Source organism: Propionispira raffinosivorans DSM 20765 (assembly GCF_000381065.1).
Taxonomy (GTDB): Bacteria; Bacillota; Negativicutes; order Selenomonadales; family Selenomonadaceae; genus Propionispira; species Propionispira raffinosivorans.
The window spans coordinates 161,216-179,545 of record NZ_KB905844.1 but is presented as its reverse complement, the minus strand read 5'-3'; the positions used below and the strand labels follow the sequence as shown (position 1 = coordinate 179,545).

The 18,330-nt window shown below is 36.0% G+C and carries 17 protein-coding genes; 12 read left to right on the top strand and 5 right to left on the bottom strand.

Translation table 11 applies throughout. From position 1 onward, the window contains the following. The first annotated feature begins 5 nt into the window (after positions 1 to 5). From F606_RS0106855 to F606_RS0106845, 3 genes are all read left to right on the top strand, one after another. Positions 6 to 932 carry a bifunctional riboflavin kinase/FAD synthetase gene (locus F606_RS0106855; protein ID WP_019553142.1) on the top strand — a complete coding sequence of 309 codons (927 nt, stop codon included), beginning with the start codon at positions 6 to 8 and terminating at the stop codon, positions 930 to 932. 130 nt (positions 933 to 1,062) lie between these two features. Then, entirely contained in the window at positions 1,063 to 1,329 is a 267-nt protein-coding gene (gene rpsO / locus F606_RS0106850) for a 30S ribosomal protein S15 (protein ID WP_019553141.1), read from the top strand. A 128-nt stretch (positions 1,330 to 1,457) separates the two neighbouring features. Then, the gene (locus F606_RS0106845) at positions 1,458 to 3,527 is read left to right on the top strand and encodes a polyribonucleotide nucleotidyltransferase (RefSeq protein WP_019553140.1); all 2,070 of its coding nucleotides are present in this window, start codon (positions 1,458 to 1,460) and stop codon (positions 3,525 to 3,527) included. 52 nt (positions 3,528 to 3,579) lie between these two features. Here F606_RS0106845 and F606_RS0106840 read toward each other — a convergent pair whose 3' ends face one another. Then, complete coding sequence (locus F606_RS0106840; protein WP_019553139.1) at positions 3,580 to 4,092, bottom strand: hypothetical protein; 513 nt, start codon at positions 4,090 to 4,092, stop codon at positions 3,580 to 3,582. A 229-nt stretch (positions 4,093 to 4,321) separates the two neighbouring features. Between F606_RS0106840 and F606_RS0106835 the strand changes: the two genes are divergently transcribed. Then, a complete protein-coding gene (locus F606_RS0106835) occupies positions 4,322 to 4,741 on the top strand; it encodes a hypothetical protein (RefSeq protein WP_019553138.1) in 420 nt (139 codons plus the stop codon). 416 nt (positions 4,742 to 5,157) lie between these two features. Here the strand turns inward: F606_RS0106835 and F606_RS0106830 are convergent, their stop codons facing one another. Together F606_RS0106830 and F606_RS0106825 are read right to left on the bottom strand one after the other, a co-directional pair. Beyond that, positions 5,158 to 6,300, bottom strand: coding sequence for a tyrosine-type recombinase/integrase (locus F606_RS0106830; RefSeq protein WP_019553137.1), 1,143 nt, complete (start codon positions 6,298 to 6,300; stop codon positions 5,158 to 5,160). Positions 6,301 to 6,739: 439 nt separating this feature from the next. After that, positions 6,740 to 7,414 (bottom strand): hypothetical protein, encoded by a 675-nt coding sequence (locus F606_RS0106825; RefSeq protein WP_019553136.1) that lies wholly within the window; start codon positions 7,412 to 7,414, stop codon positions 6,740 to 6,742. 235 nt (positions 7,415 to 7,649) lie between these two features. Here F606_RS0106825 and F606_RS0106820 point away from each other — a divergent pair, with 235 nt between their 5' ends. The 3 genes from F606_RS0106820 to F606_RS0106810 are packed head-to-tail and all read left to right on the top strand — an operon-like array spanning position 7,650 to position 11,763. Then, the gene (locus F606_RS0106820) at positions 7,650 to 8,651 is read left to right on the top strand and encodes a nucleoid-associated protein (RefSeq protein WP_019553135.1); all 1,002 of its coding nucleotides are present in this window, start codon (positions 7,650 to 7,652) and stop codon (positions 8,649 to 8,651) included. A 56-nt stretch (positions 8,652 to 8,707) separates the two neighbouring features. After that, positions 8,708 to 10,519: a GTPase HflX gene (hflX, locus tag F606_RS0106815; RefSeq protein ID WP_019553134.1), complete on the top strand. Its 1,812-nt coding sequence runs from the start codon at positions 8,708 to 8,710 to the stop codon at positions 10,517 to 10,519. A 2-nt stretch (positions 10,520 to 10,521) separates the two neighbouring features. Beyond that, on the top strand, positions 10,522 to 11,763 hold the full coding sequence (locus F606_RS0106810; protein WP_019553133.1) for a methionine gamma-lyase family protein: 1,242 nt from the start codon (positions 10,522 to 10,524) through the stop codon (positions 11,761 to 11,763). A gap of 74 nt (positions 11,764 to 11,837) precedes the next feature. Here F606_RS0106810 and lexA read toward each other — a convergent pair whose 3' ends face one another. Continuing rightward, positions 11,838 to 12,455, bottom strand: coding sequence for a transcriptional repressor LexA (gene lexA / locus F606_RS0106805; RefSeq protein WP_019553132.1), 618 nt, complete (start codon positions 12,453 to 12,455; stop codon positions 11,838 to 11,840). A 197-nt stretch (positions 12,456 to 12,652) separates the two neighbouring features. Here lexA and F606_RS0106800 point away from each other — a divergent pair, with 197 nt between their 5' ends. The 4 genes from F606_RS0106800 (at position 12,653) to F606_RS0106780 (ending at position 17,392) form a co-directional block, all read left to right on the top strand. Next, positions 12,653 to 14,095, top strand: a complete 1,443-nt coding sequence (locus tag F606_RS0106800) for a sodium:solute symporter family protein (RefSeq protein WP_019553131.1) — start codon at positions 12,653 to 12,655, stop codon at positions 14,093 to 14,095. A gap of 170 nt (positions 14,096 to 14,265) precedes the next feature. Next, positions 14,266 to 15,456, top strand: coding sequence for an enoyl-ACP reductase FabV (gene fabV, locus F606_RS0106795; RefSeq protein ID WP_019553130.1), 1,191 nt, complete (start codon positions 14,266 to 14,268; stop codon positions 15,454 to 15,456). Between the two features lie 391 nt (positions 15,457 to 15,847). Continuing rightward, a complete protein-coding gene (locus F606_RS0106785; RefSeq protein ID WP_019553128.1) occupies positions 15,848 to 16,828 on the top strand; it encodes a site-specific integrase in 981 nt (326 codons plus the stop codon). A 30-nt stretch (positions 16,829 to 16,858) separates the two neighbouring features. Beyond that, complete coding sequence (locus tag F606_RS0106780; protein WP_019553127.1) at positions 16,859 to 17,392, top strand: nitroreductase family protein; 534 nt, start codon at positions 16,859 to 16,861, stop codon at positions 17,390 to 17,392. Between the two features lie 3 nt (positions 17,393 to 17,395). Here F606_RS0106780 and F606_RS0106775 read toward each other — a convergent pair whose 3' ends face one another. Next, entirely contained in the window at positions 17,396 to 17,608 is a 213-nt protein-coding gene (locus F606_RS0106775) for a DUF1653 domain-containing protein (protein ID WP_019553126.1), read from the bottom strand. A gap of 217 nt (positions 17,609 to 17,825) precedes the next feature. Between F606_RS0106775 and F606_RS0106770 the strand changes: the two genes are divergently transcribed. After that, on the top strand, positions 17,826 to 18,254 hold the full coding sequence (locus F606_RS0106770; RefSeq protein ID WP_019553125.1) for a GNAT family N-acetyltransferase: 429 nt from the start codon (positions 17,826 to 17,828) through the stop codon (positions 18,252 to 18,254). Positions 18,255 to 18,330: the final 76 nt, after the last annotated feature.

Genomic DNA, 18,330 nt, shown 5'->3' with positions numbered 1-18,330 from the left:
TACCAATGCAAATTTTTTCAACAATTACTAATTTAACTAAAGAATATTCAAATATCGTTGTTGCTTTAGGAACTTTTGATGGTGTACATTTAGGTCATCAAAATATCATTAAACAAGCAATCCGCTTAGCAAAGTCTATTCAAGGGACAAGTGTAGTTTTTACATTTAGCAATCATCCGCTTGGCGTGATTTCGCCTAAAAAATGTCCTTTACAAATCAGTGATAATATTTGTAAGGAAACTGCAATGCGAGACTTAGGAATTGATGTTTTGATGAATGTACCATTTACCAAAGAGCTTGTAACCGTCACACCTTTAGAATTTTTACAGCTTTTGCAGGACAATCTAGCACCTAAATACGTGGTCGTTGGTCCTAATTATACATTTGGCTATAAAGGTGAAGGCAATCCAAAGCTTCTTTTGAAAAGAAGTCAAGATTTTGGGTTTATTTCGGAAATCCATCCGGTAGTTCATCTTAATAATCAAATAATCAGCAGTACGAAAATAAGACACCTGTTGCTCGAGGGGCAGCTTGATGCTGCAAACATGCTTATGGGAAGACCTTTTCGGTTATGCAGCAAGGTAGTCCATGGCGATGAACGCGGTCGTCTGCTAGGTTTTCCAACAGCGAATTTAGCTATTGAAAATCATCGAGTCATGCTGCCGAATGGCATTTATGTTGTTCATGTTTTTTTTCGTGAAAAAACATATCGTGGTATTGCAAATATTGGCACGAATCCAACCTTCGATGGTGTGAAGCGTCATATTGAAGTACATATTCTTGAATTTAAACAGGATATTTATGATCAACTCATTACGATAGAATTTGTGCAAAAAATACGTGATGAAGAGAAATTTTCCTCGGTTGATCAATTAGTAAAACAAATTAAACTGGATATTAAGCAAGCGACAACAATTTTTAATTTACATTGATATTTTTTTATGATATAATATCACAAGTATCTTACATTTATGATACTTTGATCCGTAGCGAGGATAGCGAAAACTCCGACGATATCTTGGCTAACGGAATGAATTACAAAACAGGAGGTATTTTTATACTATGTTAACACAAGAAAAGAAACAAGAAATCATTGAACTTCACGCTGTGCATGAAGGCGATACGGGTTCATCCGAAGTGCAGATTGCAATTTTGACTGCACGTATTACTTATTTGACTGAACATTTGAAAGAACATAAAAAGGATCATCATTCACGTCGTGGTCTTTTGAAAATGGTTGGACATCGTAGAAGATTATTGAATTATCTTCATAACAATGCAATTGACCGTTATCGTGCAATTCTTGCAAAATTAAATCTTCGTAAGTAATAGAAGCGGGAGTATTCCCGCTTTTTTCTTATGTTTTCGTGTAAAAATGAACTATATAAGATGGTTTCCCTAAACATTAAATTTACAATAAATAAAAATAGCTAGGAAAAGTAGTAGGAGGAAATTAAATGCATAGTTTTGAGATGCAATTAGGTGGCCGTTCTTTCATTATTGAGAATGGTAAAATGGCTAAACAAGCCAATGGTTCTGTATTAGTTCGTTACGGTGATACTGTTGTTTTAGTTGCTGTAACGGCTTCATCTGCACCAAGAGAAGGTGTTGACTTTTTCCCATTAACGGTTGATTATGAAGAAAAATTATATTCTGTAGGTAAAATCCCTGGTGGTTTTATCAAAAGAGAAGGACGTCCAAGCGAATCGTCCATACTCTGCAGCCGTTTGATTGACCGTCCAATTCGCCCTTTATTTGCTGAAGGTTTCAGAAATGATGTACAGATTGTCGCTACAGTATTATCTGTCGATCAGGACAATCCATCCGATATCGCTGCTATGATTGGCGCATCTTGTGCTTTATGCGTATCAGATATTCCTTTTAATGGTCCGATTGCCGGTGTCAAAGTTGGTCATGTTGATGGTCAGTTCATCATCAATCCAAACAATGAACAAACAAAACAATCTGATTTACACCTTACAATCGCTGGTTCCGCAGATGCTGTTATGATGGTTGAAGCAGGGGCGAATGAATTATCAGAAGAAGTAATCTTAGATGCAATCATGTTTGGCCATGAAGCGATTAAGGAAATTGTAGAATTCCAGAAAAAAATTGCTGCTGAATGTGGTAAAGAAAAACGTGAAGTACAATTATTTAAAGTGGAAGAAGAACTTGAACAGGCTATTCGTAAGCAAGTTACGGATAAATTGGATGTTGCTGTGCGTAATCCTGACAAACATCTTCGTGACGAACATATTGCAGCTGTTAAAACCGATGCGCTGGAATATTTCCTTGAAACGTATCCTGAAAATGCAAAACAGATTCAATATGTACTTCATAAAATTGTTAAAGAAACCGTGCGTAAGATGATTACACATGAAAAAATTCGTCCGGATGGTCGTGAAGTAGATGAAGTTCGTCCTGTAAGCTGTGAAATCGGCATACTGCCACGTACCCATGGTTCTGGTCTTTTCACACGTGGGCAGACACAAATCCTGACAATCAGTACATTAGGATCACTTGGTGATGAACAAATCATTGATGGCATTGGCAGTGATGAATCGAAACACTATATTCATCACTACAACTTCCCAGGTTACAGTGTAGGGGAAGCAAAACCTTCACGTGGTCCTGGCCGTCGTGAAATTGGACATGGCGCCTTAGCTGAGAGAGCTCTCGTGCCTGTTTTACCAACACTTGAAGAATTTCCATATACATTGAGACTTGTATCTGAAGTATTAGAGTCGAATGGTTCCAGCTCAATGGGCAGTGTTTGCGGCAGTACTTTATCTTTGATGAATGCTGGTGTACCAATCAAACGTCCAGTATCTGGTATTGCAATGGGTCTTGTCAAGGATGCTGATCAATATACAATTTTAACCGATATACAAGGCATGGAAGACGCCTTAGGCGATATGGACTTTAAAGTAGCAGGTACAACGGAAGGCGTAACAGCAATTCAAATGGATATAAAAATTGCTGGTATTACTCGCGAAATTCTTGCTTCGGCCTTATCACAAGCAAAACGTGGTCGTGCATTTATCTTAGATAAAATGTTGGAAGTTATCGATAAACCAAGTGAAGAACTTTCACCATATGCACCACGCGTAACAACGATTAAAATTAATCCTGATAAAATCCGTGATGTCATCGGACCAGGCGGAAAAACGATCAAAAAAATTATTGATGAAACAGGCGTACAAATCGATATCCAGGATAGCGGTACAATCTTTATTTCGGCTGTTGATATTGAAAGCTCAAAAAAAGCAGTTGCTATTATTGAAGATATTGTACGTGAAGTTGAAGTTGGTGCCATCTATAAAGGTAAGGTTACTCGCTTGATGAACTTTGGTGCATTTATCGAAGTAATGCCAGGTAAAGAAGGCCTTTGCCATATTTCTCAGCTTGCGAAAGAACGCGTTGAAAAAGTAGAAGATGTCGTTAGTGTTGGCGATGAAATTGATGTAAAAGTTACCGAAATCGATCGACAAGGTCGTGTGAATTTATCACACAAAGCAACTTTATAACAGACAAAAAAGTCCTAGAACTTAAGTTCTTAGGACTTTTTTATTTAAAAATTTACATATTCTGCTGGAGTGAATCGGTATAATTTGATATATAACGTTGTATACCGTTAAAAATCATTTCACTTCTTGTATCAGGGATTATCGGCAGCCACTCAGCATCTGGTGTTTTTTTTATCGTATTTTCAACGGGTGTAGCGTCGGCATGGAATAACTGTGAAAATACGGTTCGAATTTGTCTCTTTTCTAAATCACACTCTACATAAGACATGCGATATGCAACGTTTTTTATATCAGCAAGAACATCTTCATCGAGATCACTATCTTGCAGAATTTTTGTAAGAGATTGCATACCACCTGCCGTAGTTTGCGATTTAACCCAAGTGTAAATCTTACTTTTATCTGAATGCAGGGGGTCATCCATTACAGATTTAATCGTATTCATATCAATGAAAAAATCTACTGAATCGTTTGAAGCAATCCACTGCCAGCGATCTGCCGCAAAAACAACATTAGTCATGACGATAAAGAAAATGCAGAAGAATGTAAGTGTTCTTAATTTATTCAAATAAATTTTCCTCCTTTTATATGTTATCCACATATGGTTTTAATATAGTTAGTCTTGTTTTGTAACTTTATATAACTTGAAATAGATTCATTGATACTATTGTACTACTATTTTACATAAAATAACATCTTTCCCTTTTAGCTTAGTATGAATAAAATATTATTAATTTTTAGCAGGTAATTCAGCAGACTTGTAGAAATTAATATATAGAAAGATGGAGGTGACAATTATGATTAAAAAATTAATTGGAATCGGAATTATCTTATTTTTTTTCTTGCCAACTCCGCAAGCTTCCTGTTCATCTAGTGATAGTATCGATCAACAACTGAATGCTTTTCAAGACAGCATAGATGCTTCATCCGAATCTTTAGCAGGACTTAGTGACAGTACCGAAGATTTGAGCTCACTCAGTCAAATCAAACTACTGGTAACACAATTGAAAACAACCACAACGCAGCTTAATTCACTGAAAAATCAAATGAAAAGTATCACCAAACAAACAAGTGCCTTAACCTCTTTAATGGAAAAAGTTACGCAAACCACAAAAGTATACGAAAAACAAAAAACGGATTTAAAAACTTTAGTAAAAGACAAACAAAGTTCATTTTTAGATTCCCTGTCGCTAGCACTTCTGAGTAAGTTATTATAATAATAAATTTAAATTACTCCAAATTAAAAGACGACACGCTGCATAAACAGCGTCGTCTTTTTTATTTATTAAAAATTAAATATACTGTATAAAAGATTGACTGCCTCAACCACTTTTTAAATAGGCTAAAATAGAGAGATATAATTTTTTCATTACTACCGAGAAAAAAACAGCCTTTCAAAACTCGTTTTAAGACCTATATTTTATGGTACGAATATAAATCTATGCATTTCAATTAAACATATCTTAAAACGAATTACATGCGATTTTTTAACGGTGTTTTTTCAAAGTGGATAGAGTGAAATGGATTACCGATAATTAACTATTATCGAATTTTTATCTAAAAATCCCTTTAAATAGGTCATAAAAGGAATTGTAATGGTAATTTTGCCTACGCTTTGCCAACTGAATTTTAATTATTGATTCACAATCTGCTCTAAAATAGAGACGGTTCGATCCTGCATCTTTTTACGTACATGCGCATAAATATCGGTAGTAGTTGCCAAGTTCTTATGTCCGAGTCGTTTTGATATATCAAGCATATCGGCGCCATTTTCCAGCAACATCGTCGCGTGAGTATGACGCAGCATGTGGAAATTAAAAACTATTCCCAGCTCTTTTTTACACAAAACCGATAAATAACGTATATCGTTATGCGAGAGGGGTTCACCGTTCTCCTTTACACACACTTGGCCGGATTTTATATAAAATTTCCCATATTTAAGTTTACTTTTCACTTGTTTCATTTTTTCTTCTTTTAAAATGGACCGTAACGTGGGCCCGAACGGGATATCACGCACACTTGCCTTGCTTTTTGGTGGTCCGGTACGGCGACTTTCACCACTTTTTGTATCTAGTAAAGTTTCTCTGATTTTTAAAACATTTGCCTCGAAGTCGATTCGGGTCCATTCTAATGCCAAACACTCACCCACACGTACACCAGATAGATAAGCAATCATTATTGGTATGTAGAAAATGCTATTTTTGAAATTATTTTGGATAACAGCGAGTTCTCTGTCTGTCAAAGTTTTCATTTTTCGCTGTATATCTTCTTTTATTTCTATATCGAATTTTGGAATTTTTATATATCTTGTTGGGTCTTCTTTTATATACTGAAGAGGCTGAACTGCGTAAGCGAGCGCGATAGAAAGAACTGCAAAAATCTGTGAAACTGTGCTTTTTTTATAACCATTTATTTTTTTTGAGTTGATGAAATCTTGTAGCACTTCTGGCTGTAAATATTTCAATTTATAAGCTCCTAATGATGGTTTTAAATGATTTTCAATGATTTTTATATAGGTTTTTTGCGTATTATAAGCAAGATTGATTCTATATTGCTTAATCCAGCGATCTAAGAAATCCGCAAATGATATTTCACTTGATGTCCGAAATACACCATTTAAATCCATCTCGTATAATGCTTTGTGCAAGGCTTTTTCTGCATCTTTTTTTGTCATGCCTGCAACACGCTCAACCCGTTTTCTTTTGCCGTCAACCGTTGATAATTCAAATGAATAATACCACTTTTTCCCACGTTTTCTAATATGCCCAAAAGACATTTTAATCAACCCTTTACATCGTAATCATTCTGCAAGAACATCTTTTGTATTCATTTAAATAAATATATTTCATAGCTAATCATTACAAATTATGAATAAACAATATACACGAAAATGAAATAAAGTATATATTATAAAGTTATTTTTGATTGATTATAATTAAAATAAGTATATCTAAAAATTTATATTTTATATGATAAATATAAGTATTGAAAATCATTGAATTTTTACATTTTTCCATACATAAAATAAATATTTTCAAAAAACTTGCACGCTTTATTATTTTCGATTCGAATCGCTGTTTTTCCTCTTCGTTAAAAACCTTTTTTAAAAGACCAAGCTTCAATTTTAAAAGTGGTTGAGGCTGTCGACTAATTATGAAAGCAAAAATTTCCTCAATGAAAAAGAGATATCAATGTTAAAATGATATCTCTTTTCATTATTTTGCATTTGCATTCATAATTGAAAATACAAAACCCGTTTTTTCTATATATTTAAAATGATATTTTTTATCGCCGCGAATCGCATCATTGTCAGCCTGACGAATATCCGCACCTTCGCCAAAACCAAGTTCATTTAAAATTTCGCTGCGTTTATTACGGGGAACATCCGGACTCATGATATCAATTACCACTCCCATGGAAGTCACAAATTTTATTAGATCGTCCTGTGATGATGGCTGCGACATAATCTGCACATGAATTAATTTCCGTGTTGTCTTATCTATTGCGCCGCTTATCATTAAATTTGGATTCAGTGCATATTGGAAAACATCCCCTTTATCATTGACATCACCCAAAGAAAGAGCAAACTTTTTTGTATATTCACTATCGTTGAATTGTTCTTTAAATTTTTTAAACGTCAAGCCTAAATTCGGCGTTGCATTTGCCGCTTGTTTGGCTAATGTTTCATTCGTTTGTTTCTGGGTCATCAAATTGCCACCAAAGGTCGTAAAGACAAAAATAAGTGCAATAATAATAATACCCAACCCAATATACATCGTTCGTTTTTTATGACTTTTTGCAGCCTGCTCCAGATCACCTAAATAACGGCCACAATGGTGGCAAAGGGTCTCTTTTGGGGCAAGATCTGTTCCGCAATACTTACATTTCATAGATCCATCATCCTCGATTACAATTTATTTACATCAAACTGCTTTTTATTATACTAAAAATTACACCATAACGCATCTAGTATTTTGAAAAATAAACAGCTATTATTTTCTCTATCCACGTCATTACAAAAAAGTAATCAAAAAATCGAATTATATATGATATAATTAAGAGTACGTCTGCTTTAAATTGTACAAAAGCATCAGTTCATACTAAAATAAAGAGAGGGGATTTGCGTTGATTATTATCCATAGGGCAATTTTGCATATTTTAGATTTTAATTCTGGTCTTACAGTTTTTTCAGACCAAGAATTATTAATCGAAAATAGCGTTGAAACCTTCTTATTGAAACATATTGAGAAATCGTATGCCGATCAAAATGCCAAGAAAGGAACTTTTTACGAGGATAGTACGTTTAAAGAACAACTTCACTTGTATTTAAAAGAAGAAAGTACGTTTGTTGATTTTTCCAAGTATATTGTCAAAACGGTCTATACCGCAATATCACATTCTGAACAGCTTGATTCCGCCGACATTCTGGTATGTGATATTACAATTGATGATGAGCGCAAAATTGTAGTTTTTAAATGCAATAACCATATGGGCTTTATACACCAGGTGATCCAGACAGATGAAGGTGTGAAAAATGATATTATCAATCATTATGCCATCATGCCTAATTTAGCACAAAAAATTGATGAATTTTCTTTTATTAATACAGCGGATGATGAAATAATTTTTGTTGATAAAAAATACGTAATGGATGGTAATAAAGTCAGTATTTTTCCAGAAGTCCTTCTGGAATGCAGTCAAAGTGTTTCGCCAAAGGAAACAATCAGTCTTGTTAGTAAAATCGTTAAAAAAGTTGCCGATGAATATGGTCAGGATGATATAGCGGCTGCAACAGCTGTAAAATCATTTATTACCGAAACCATACAAGACTCACCGAATGTTGAACCAAAAGAAATAGGGCGCGAAATATTTAAAGCCAATCCATCGATGCAGGCGTCTTATATGGAACAAATCCAAGAGGCTGGGCTACCAGAGCGAGTCGAAGTGGAACAAGAATCTACATTAAAGCGACTGCGAAACCATAAACTAAAAACAGATACAGGTATAGAACTTACGATTCCACTTGATTATTTTAATAATACCGATTTTGTTGAATTCAATAATAATCCGGATGGAACTTTGTCCATTACCTTAAAACGTATTTTAAATGTAACGAATAAATCGTAATACCTTAATCGATGCAAAACATTTACAGAAATAAAATTTAATGAGGAGGTGTTTTTTTGGAAGTACATGGCGATACAAAAGGTATTAAAAAATATATTTTAGATCAATTAAACGCTATTTATGATTTACAGATACCGCTTGGTCAAATATCTACCAATGAAATCAACGAAAAAATGCTTGAAATAACACAAATGATTAATCGTGAAGTGGCAGTTTATATAAACCGCCAGGGAAAAGTCATGCAAGTCGCGATTGGTGATACATCGACCATCAGTCTGCCGGAAATAAAAGAACGGACCTCAACACTACGGCTTTCTGGCATTCGCTGCATTCACACTCATCCAAGCGGTGATACAAGGCTCAGTCAACCTGATTTATCCTCATTGCGGCGTATGCGTTTTGACGCAATGGTAGCCATTGGACAACAGGGGTCTGATATGCTGGCCAGTATTGCTTTTTTCACCGGCGAGTATGACGAAGATGATGTGCCGCAGCTGCAAGGATTAGGTCCAACCAGCCTGACGGAAATACACCAAATTAATCTAACCTATTTGACGATGCTCATTGATAAACAACTTGCTAAACATAATGCTCTAATGACAATAGATGATGAAGAGCGGACTATCTTGGCAGGAATTGATCTTGCAAACTCCAAAAGTACCTGGACAATTGAAGATTCATTAAAAGAACTTGAACAATTAGCTGAAACAGCTGGAGCAAAAATCGTTGCTACCGTTACCCAAAAAAAAGATCGTCCTGATATGGCTTTATTTTTTGGGAAAGGCAAGATTCAGGAAATATCCATGCTGATTCAAGAAACCAATGCGAATATGATTGTATTCGATGATGAATTATCACCATCACAGCAACGAAATATCGAATTGATGCTTGGCATTAAAGTTCTCGACCGAACGGCTTTAATCCTTGACATTTTTGCTCAAAGAGCTAGATCACATGAAGGAAAACTTCAAGTTGAACTGGCCCAGTTACGCTATGCACTGCCACGAATCAGTGGACAGGGGCTTGTTTTATCAAGACTTGGCGGAGGTATCGGCACCAGAGGCCCTGGAGAAACGAAAATGGAAGTCGATCGGCGCCATATTCGTTCAAAGATTAATGATATTGAAAAACAAATTGAAGCGATTAAAAAGCAGCGTCAGCTGCATCGTGAAAATAGAGAGTCTTCCAATATATCCACCGTAGCACTTGTCGGTTATACCAATTCCGGCAAATCAACACTGCTCAATGCCTTGACTGGCTCCGATGTTTTTGCTGAAGATAAGCTTTTTGCGACATTGGACCCAACAACCAGACAGGTGACACTCAGTACAAATCAAAAAGTTCTCATTACAGATACGGTTGGTTTTATTCAGAAACTGCCGCATCATTTAGTTTCTGCGTTTAGAGCTACTTTAGAAGAAGTACAAAGTGCTGATTTATTACTGCATGTCATCGACAGCAGCCAAATCAATTATAAACAGCAAATGGATTCGGTTGTTACTGTACTACGAGAATTAAAAACAGCGGATAAACCAACTCTCAATGTATTTAATAAAATCGATAACCTAACAGATGAAGATACATTAAAAACCATGTTAACAACCCCTGACAGTATCGGCATATCAGCCAAACAAAATATGAATCTCGATTTATTAAAAACAAAAATCGAAGAATATTTTGCTGGAAAAAATGTCGATTTAGAATTGTTAATACCGTATGACGAAGGTAGTGCCATCACCTTATTACATGAAATCGCCATGGTACAATCTACCCAGTATAACGAAGCTGGAACATTGATAAAAGCATCGGTTCCTCGTGAGGAAATCAACAAATTTAAGAAATATATGTTAGAGGAGACTACTATTTAATTATGCCATTTACAAATAAAATCCTTCAAATGAAAGCAGCTGCGCTAAAGGAGTGCGCACCATATTTTAACAAGATAGAAGACATCGCCGAAAAAAACACCTTGAAAGTATTGGAAGCTATGCGTAAAACGAAAGTTTCCGACATTCATTTTAATACAACTTCCGGTTATGCCTATGACGATATCGGCCGAATGAAATTAGAAGAACTTTATGCGGAAATTTTTGGTGCAGAACGAGCTTTAGTGCGTACACAATTCGTCTCAGGAACACATGCACTGGCAACTGTTTTATTTGGTATTTTAAGGCCGGGCGATGAATTGCTTTCCATCACAGGCAAACCATATGATACCATGCAGACCGTAATCGGTTATGAACAACCCAGTTCCGGTTCACTTAAGGAATTCGGAATTCTTTACGATGAAGTACCAATGTTAAATGGAAAAGTTGATTTAGATCTAGTTTGCAGTAAGATTAAACCATCTACTAAGGTCGTTTTGATTCAACGATCCCGTGGCTATAGCATGCGGTCACCACTGACGATTCAGGAAATTAAAGAAATCTGTACTTATGTAAAACAAATAAAAAAAGATTGTATTTGTTTTATTGACAACTGTTATGGTGAATTTGTTGATACGTTGGAACCAACACAAGTCGGAGCAGATATCATGGCCGGATCGCTTATCAAAAATCCAGGTGGCGGCATTGCTCCAACTGGTGGTTATATTGTCGGCAAAGATAATCTGGTAAAACTTGCTTCCTATCGTTTAACGGCACCGGGAATGGGGGATGAGCTAGGTGCATCTTTAGCCAATAACCGTTTGCTGTTCCAAGGCTTGTTTTTAGCACCACATGTTGTGGCACAAGCCGTAAAAGGGGCGATTTTCGCTTCCGTACTCTTTACAAAACTTGGCTATATGACATTGCCACGCCCGCAAGATGATCGTGGCGATATCATTCAGGCCATTGAGCTTGGAACGAAAGAGCGTTTAATTGCTTTTTGTCAGGGCTTACAAAAATACTCCCCTGTAGATTCTTATGTAACGCCTGAGCCTTGGGATATGCCAGGATATGCTGACCAAGTCATCATGGCAGCTGGTACGTTTGTCCAGGGCGCTTCAATTGAGCTGAGTGCGGATGGACCAATGCGAGAACCCTATATCGTTTACCTGCAAGGCGCACTAACATTCGAACATGCTATAATTGGCATCATGGGAGCTGCACAGGCAATTGAAGATTTAAAATAAATGTATAAAAAGAAAAAAGAACGATTGCCTCAGATAGGATGAACTCCAAACTGGGGCAATCGCTCTTTTATAAATCAATTCATTTGCCGATAGACACCGATCACTTTTCCGAGAATAGAAACATTTTTTTCATAAAAAGGTTCCATTGTATCATTTTCCGGTTGAAGACGAATGCAATCTTTTTCCTTGAAAAATCGTTTTACCGTAGCATTCTCATTATCAACTAAGGCCACGACCACATCATTATCATTGGCGGTATCCTGCTCACGAACCATGATATAATCACCATCAAAAATCCCAGCATTAATCATGCTTTCACCTTTTACTCTTAGCATGAACGTTTTATCCTGAGTTCCCAATAATCCTTGTGGAAATGAAAAAACATCTTCAATATTTTCCTCAGCCAAAATAGGAATACCGGCTGTGACCTGACCGACTAATGGTACGGAAATAGTCTTTGACCATGGTTTTGCTTCTAAAATGTCAATTGCACGAGGTTTCGTTGGATCTCTTTTAATAATTCCCATAGCTTCCAATTTTGCCAAGTGACCATGCACCGTTGAACTAGATTTTAATCCTACGGCTTTCCCAATTTCACGCACAGCAGGTGGATACCCTTTTTCTACTAGAAAAGACTTTATAAATTGCAAAATTTTTTGCTGACGGTCGTTTAGCACAACGTCATGATTCATTATAATCACTCCCGATTCATCAAACATACAAGTTAGTATTATTATAGCACAGATCGCTTTGATTGCAAACGTTCGTTCTTAGTTTATGGAAATTTTTTTACAATCATTCATTTTCTATTTTCCTTTACATTTATGAAAAACAAGATTATCATATAGTGATGAAATTTTAATGATATAAAAGGGAGCGTGCAGCTTGAATGAATGGTTATATTATTGTAATTGCACTTTATTCACTCGTTTTAATTTTAATTGGAACAATTATGTCAAAAAAGGTAAAAACTACAGACGATTTTTTTGTCGGTGGCAGAAACTTCGGTTCACTGCTTTTGTTTATCACGCTCATTGCCCCCAATATTGGTGCAGGTTCAACCGTAGGGGTAGCTGGTCTTGGCTTTAAATCAGGAATTTCTGCAGCTTGGTGGATTATTGCATCGGCAATTGGCACGTTTTTTTTAGCATTTATCGTCGGTCCTGCTATTTGGCGTTTAGCTAAAAAGTATAATTTTTATACACTAGGTGATTTTTTAGAATATCGGTACAATCGAAATTTCCGCGGACTTATATCTTTATTTATGGCAATTGGAACCATTGCTATTTTCGCTGGTCAGCTTATGGGCATTGCCTGGATTTTATCCACGGTGGCGGATGTCAGCAAAAATAAAGGTGTTTTAATAGCCGCCATTGTTGTTGTTCTCTATTTTTGTGCAGGAGGATTGCTATCGGCTGCCTATGTAAACATAATCGAAGTGATTGTAAAACTCCTTGGTTTTTGTATTGCCATACCTTTTGTCTTTCAGTTTGTCGGTGGCTGGACTGGTCTGGAAAGCAAAATCGCGGCAAATTTAGGCAGCAGTTTGCAAGAAAATAACTATTTCAGTATGACAGGTTTAGGTTCTAGTACGATTATGGGATTTTTCTTGATGCTTACACCATCCTTTTTTATATCACCAGCACTGATTGGTAAAATTTATGGAGCAAAAAATGAAAAAACCGTTCGCCGCAGTACCTGCTTATGTGGTCTTGCAATGTTGTTGTTTGCTGTAATTCCGGTTATTTTAGGAATGGCCGCTTTCGCAATCAGCCCTGATTTAGCACAACCTGATTTAGCACTACCTTATGTTATGAAAGAATGTATGCCTTTTTGGGCTTCCGCATTTGCCTTGGCCGCTATTTTTTCAGCTGAAATAAGCGCAGCAGATGCCGTACTTTATATGATTACTACGTCTTTTACAAAAGATATTTATAAAAGCTTCATCAATCCCAGTATTTCGGATGAAAAACTTTTAAAGAGCACACGTGTTATTACAGTTATAACCGGTATCATTGGCGTAGGAATGGCTATGATTTTACCGAATGTTATTTCAGCATTGTCTATTTTTTATGCATTGATGTCTGTGTCTTTAACCGGTCCGTTATTGTTTGGGCTTTTCTCTAAAAGAGCGAGTACCACATCTGCTTTTATTGCAGCAATTGGCGGAATTATCGTTACTGTATTTTTACAATTTGGTAATGCTGGGCAGGGGATATGGATCTTAAATGCACAATCGACAGGAATTTTGTTCACGATCTTTATCATGTTTTGTCTATTATATACAGCACCAAAACGTAAAATTATTATATCCGACTCATCAACTAAATAACTTTTTACTATCAACAAGCTGACAGACTGATATATTAAATTTCTTTAATGCATTATATAGTCAAATGCTCTATATTTGTGGTATGATTTAAATATGTACCATAAATTAGCATAAAAAATTAGCATAAAATAAAAATGTAAATTTTTATTTATAGGAAAAGAGAGATATTTGTGATTATTAAACCAAAATTCAAAGGTTTTATCTGTACTACGGCTCATCCTGAAGGTTGTGCTGCCTCGGTAAAAGAACAAATTGATTATGTTAAAAAGCAATCGTCTGTAGACGGTCCCAAACGTGTACTTGTCATCGGCGCATCTACCGGTTATGGTTTAGCTTCAAGAATTGTTTCTACATTTAACTGTGGAGCAGCTACTATTGGTGTATTTTTTGAAAAACCGCCTGCTGGTAATAAAACAGCTACAGCAGGTTGGTATAACAGTGCCGCTTTTGAAGAAAACGCTATCAATGCTGGTTATTATGCAAAAAGCATTAATGGAGATGCTTTTTCAACTGACATTAAAAATCGCGTGATTGATTTAATCAAAAAAGACTGGGGCAGTGTTGATTTAGTAGTGTATAGTCTTGCATCACCTAGACGTACACATCCGATCAGTGGTGAAACCCTTGTTTCTTCTATTAAACCAATCGGAGCACCTTTTACTAGTAAAAATATTGATTTTCATAAAGAACTTGTCTCTGATATTACAGTCGCTCCTGCAACGGATGACGAAGTGCGGCAAGCCGTAGGCGTAATGGGGGGCGAAGATTGGGAAATGTGGGTACAAGCCCTCCAAGCTGGCAACGTTTTAGCGAAAGAAGCTACTGTCATCAGTTATTCCTATATCGGTCCTGAAGTTACGCATCCAATTTATCGTGATGGAACAATCGGTAAAGCCAAAGAAAGCTTAGAAAGTTCTGCTCAAAAAATCAATGGGCTCTTACATAAAGACGGTGGGCGAGCTTTTATTTCTGTCAATAAGGCAGTCGTTACGCAAGCCAGTACAGCAATTCCAGGCATGTCACTTTATATGTCCTTATTATTTAAAGTCATGAAAGAAAAAGGATTACATGAACATTGCATCGAACAAATCTATCGGTTGTTCCATACCCAATTATATGGAACAACACCAACACTCGACTCCAAAGATCGAATCCGACTCGATGACTGGGAAATGAAACCAGAGGTACAACAAACGGTAAAAGAATTGTGGGAACAAACCTCTACTGAAAATTTAAAAGCTATTTCGGCTGTTGATGAATACCGAAATGATTTTTTCCGTTTGTTTGGCTTCGGTTTTGCTGGTGTTGATTATGAAAAGGACATACCTTCATTAAAAAAAATCCCTAGCATCAATGAATAAAGTTACGTGATAAGTAGTAGATAAAAAAGAGGCTCCATGATGAAAAACCTATCCATCATGGAGCCTCACTTTACTGAAACAGTGAATGTTTGTCTTCGATCAAAAAAGAATCTCTACGGCTCAATCGTAGAGATAAAAAAGACAATATTCAATGAATCAATATCTTATATTATAGCACTTTTATGAACAAAATGGGCAAGAAGAAAATAAGCATTTAATTATGATAAATAGCATGGTGTTTACAAGTACGATGAAAATGAATATAATCAGATTATAATTAATTTAATAAATGCTTATTTATAACTAACGATAATTTATAGTTATCACTAGTTAATGCCGAGATTATAAAATTAAGACAAATTTGATTACGAATTTAAGGAGCCCATTTTGCATGAATAAGGATGATAAAAAATTTCTTTTACGTAAAAATAATTTGATTGAAAATAATAGTAAACTTTCGCTAAAGAGTAAAAAACGTTTACAAAAATCGAAAGCGGATAATACGTTACGTGCTTATGAATCGGACTGGCTTGACTTCTATGACTGGTGTGCCCATGCCAAATTACAGGCTTTGCCAGCAGAGCCTGAAACCATCGTCAATTACATTAACGATTTAGCCGATAATGCCAAAGCAAATACTGTATCCCGTCGTTTAAGTGCTATTTCTGAAAATCATAAAGCCGCCAGTTATCTTGATAATAATCCTTGTCGCAGCGGACTTGTCCGCAATGCTCTTGATGCTATAAAGCGAGAAAAAGGAACTATGCAGCGTGGTAAATCACCAGTTCTAATGGAAGATCTAGAAAATATGGTTGCTTTTTTTGATACAACCGATATCGCTGGTATTCGCGATAAAGCTCTTTTATTGACTGGCTTTATGGGAGCCTTTCGTCGTTCAGAACTTGTCGGTATCGATATTGAAGATTTAACCTTCACCAATGAAGGAGTCATCATTTTACTTGCAAAATCTAAAGGAGATCAGGAAGGGCAAGGGCAGTATGTTGCAATCCCCTATAGCACCTCCCCTACGCTCTGTGCCGTAGCTTCTTTAAAATACTGGCTTGAATTTTCTCAATTAAAATCAGGTCCGCTCTTTCGTCCTTTAACTAAGAATAAACAACTACGCAATCAGCGTTTAACGAATCAGTCTGTCGCACTCATCGTAAAAAAATATATTGGCCTGGCCGGTTTAAATGCTGCTGACTTTTCCGGACACAGCTTACGACGTGGTTTTGCAACCAGCGCAGCTCAGCATGATGTTGATGAACGTTCCATCATGCAGCAGACACGCCATAAATCCGAAAAAATGGTACGCCGCTACATTGAGCAAGGCAATATGTTTAAAAATAATGCCCTAAATAAAATGTTTTAATATCATCCGATTTAAAGGGAGGTAATGAATATGAGTCCAATAATGGCTGCTATATTGAATCGAAGAAGTATTCGCTCGTATACTTTGGAAAAAGTGAAGTTGAGTGATGTTGCAAAAATACTGACAGCTGCAAGCTGGGCCCCTTCCGGCAAAAACTTGCAGCCTTGGAGGTTTTCCGTAATAGCGAATAATACAGAGCTGATCCATAAACTAGCAGCATTAACCAGTTGTGACCTTTGGCTTAAACATGCACCCTGCTTGATTGCTGTTTTTTTCGACAGCACTGTCTTGAAAAATCCTGAAAACAGTACCGATAAGGCTTATAGTAAACATATGCAGGCAATCGGTGCAGCTGTACAAAACATGATGCTTGCAGCTCATGAAATTGGTCTTGGAACTTGCTGGGTCAGTGAAATCATAACGCAGGAAGTGAAAGTAAAAGAATTTCTGCATATTGCTGCCGAATTTGATTTACTTGCCCTTATCGCTGTTGGACATCCGAAAAAACAAGAATTGAAATCCCAAAGAAGAGAATTATCAAAAAATATTATAAATTGGTTATAATATTTATGCTTTTATATACTGAAAGCGTGGCATAAGCTGCCCGCCAACATTCACTGATTCCATAAACATTTTTTTGGGTCGTACCCAATACCCACACTCCCCATATAATGCCTGATACACAACCATTTCCTCTACTGTTTCACTATGTTTGGCTATAAATAGAACCCTATATTCCTTACCTTTGTAATGCCTGTAAATTCCTGATTGAATATCCATACAAATACCCTTCTTTTTCTTATTATGCAGTCTGTAAAAATTATTTTTATATAATTCACGTTTTTCTTGTTTTTCTTGCTTATATACTCTATTATATAAGCAACGAATAATTTTATAAGGTATTCATTGTATCACTGTACAAAGTTTTTATCCAGCCTAAACTATGAAACTTTAAATTTTGCTTGGCTAAACTATACTTTATAAAGAAGGTTTGACGATGATCATTGAAAAATTAAATAACCAAGACATTCCTCAATTATTAGAATTATATAAAGAATTGACGCCTTTCGAAAATTCACTTGATAAAGCATCTGAAGTTTATAAGAAAATGGATGAAAATCCCAGCTATTTACTTTTAATAGCTAAAGAAAATAATGAAATAATTGGTTCTGTTTGTGGATTCATTATGGATTCACTTGCTCGCAGCGGCAATCCTATTTTATTTATTGACTCCATTGTCGTAAAAAAAAATTCACAAAGAATGGGTATTGGTAGTAATTTATTTCTTAAATTGGATGAATTTGCTAAAAAAAATCATGCTGCTTGTGCCATTTTGGTATCTGCAGCCTTTCGAATGGCAGCCCATGAATTTTACAAAAGTGTAGGCTTTATCAATGATGTACGCGGTTTCCGCAAAGAATATTAATTCTATAAAAAAACAGCTTCTCATGTTTTATGTATGCATGAAAAGCTGTTTTTTAGTGTGCCTTCATTTATTATAG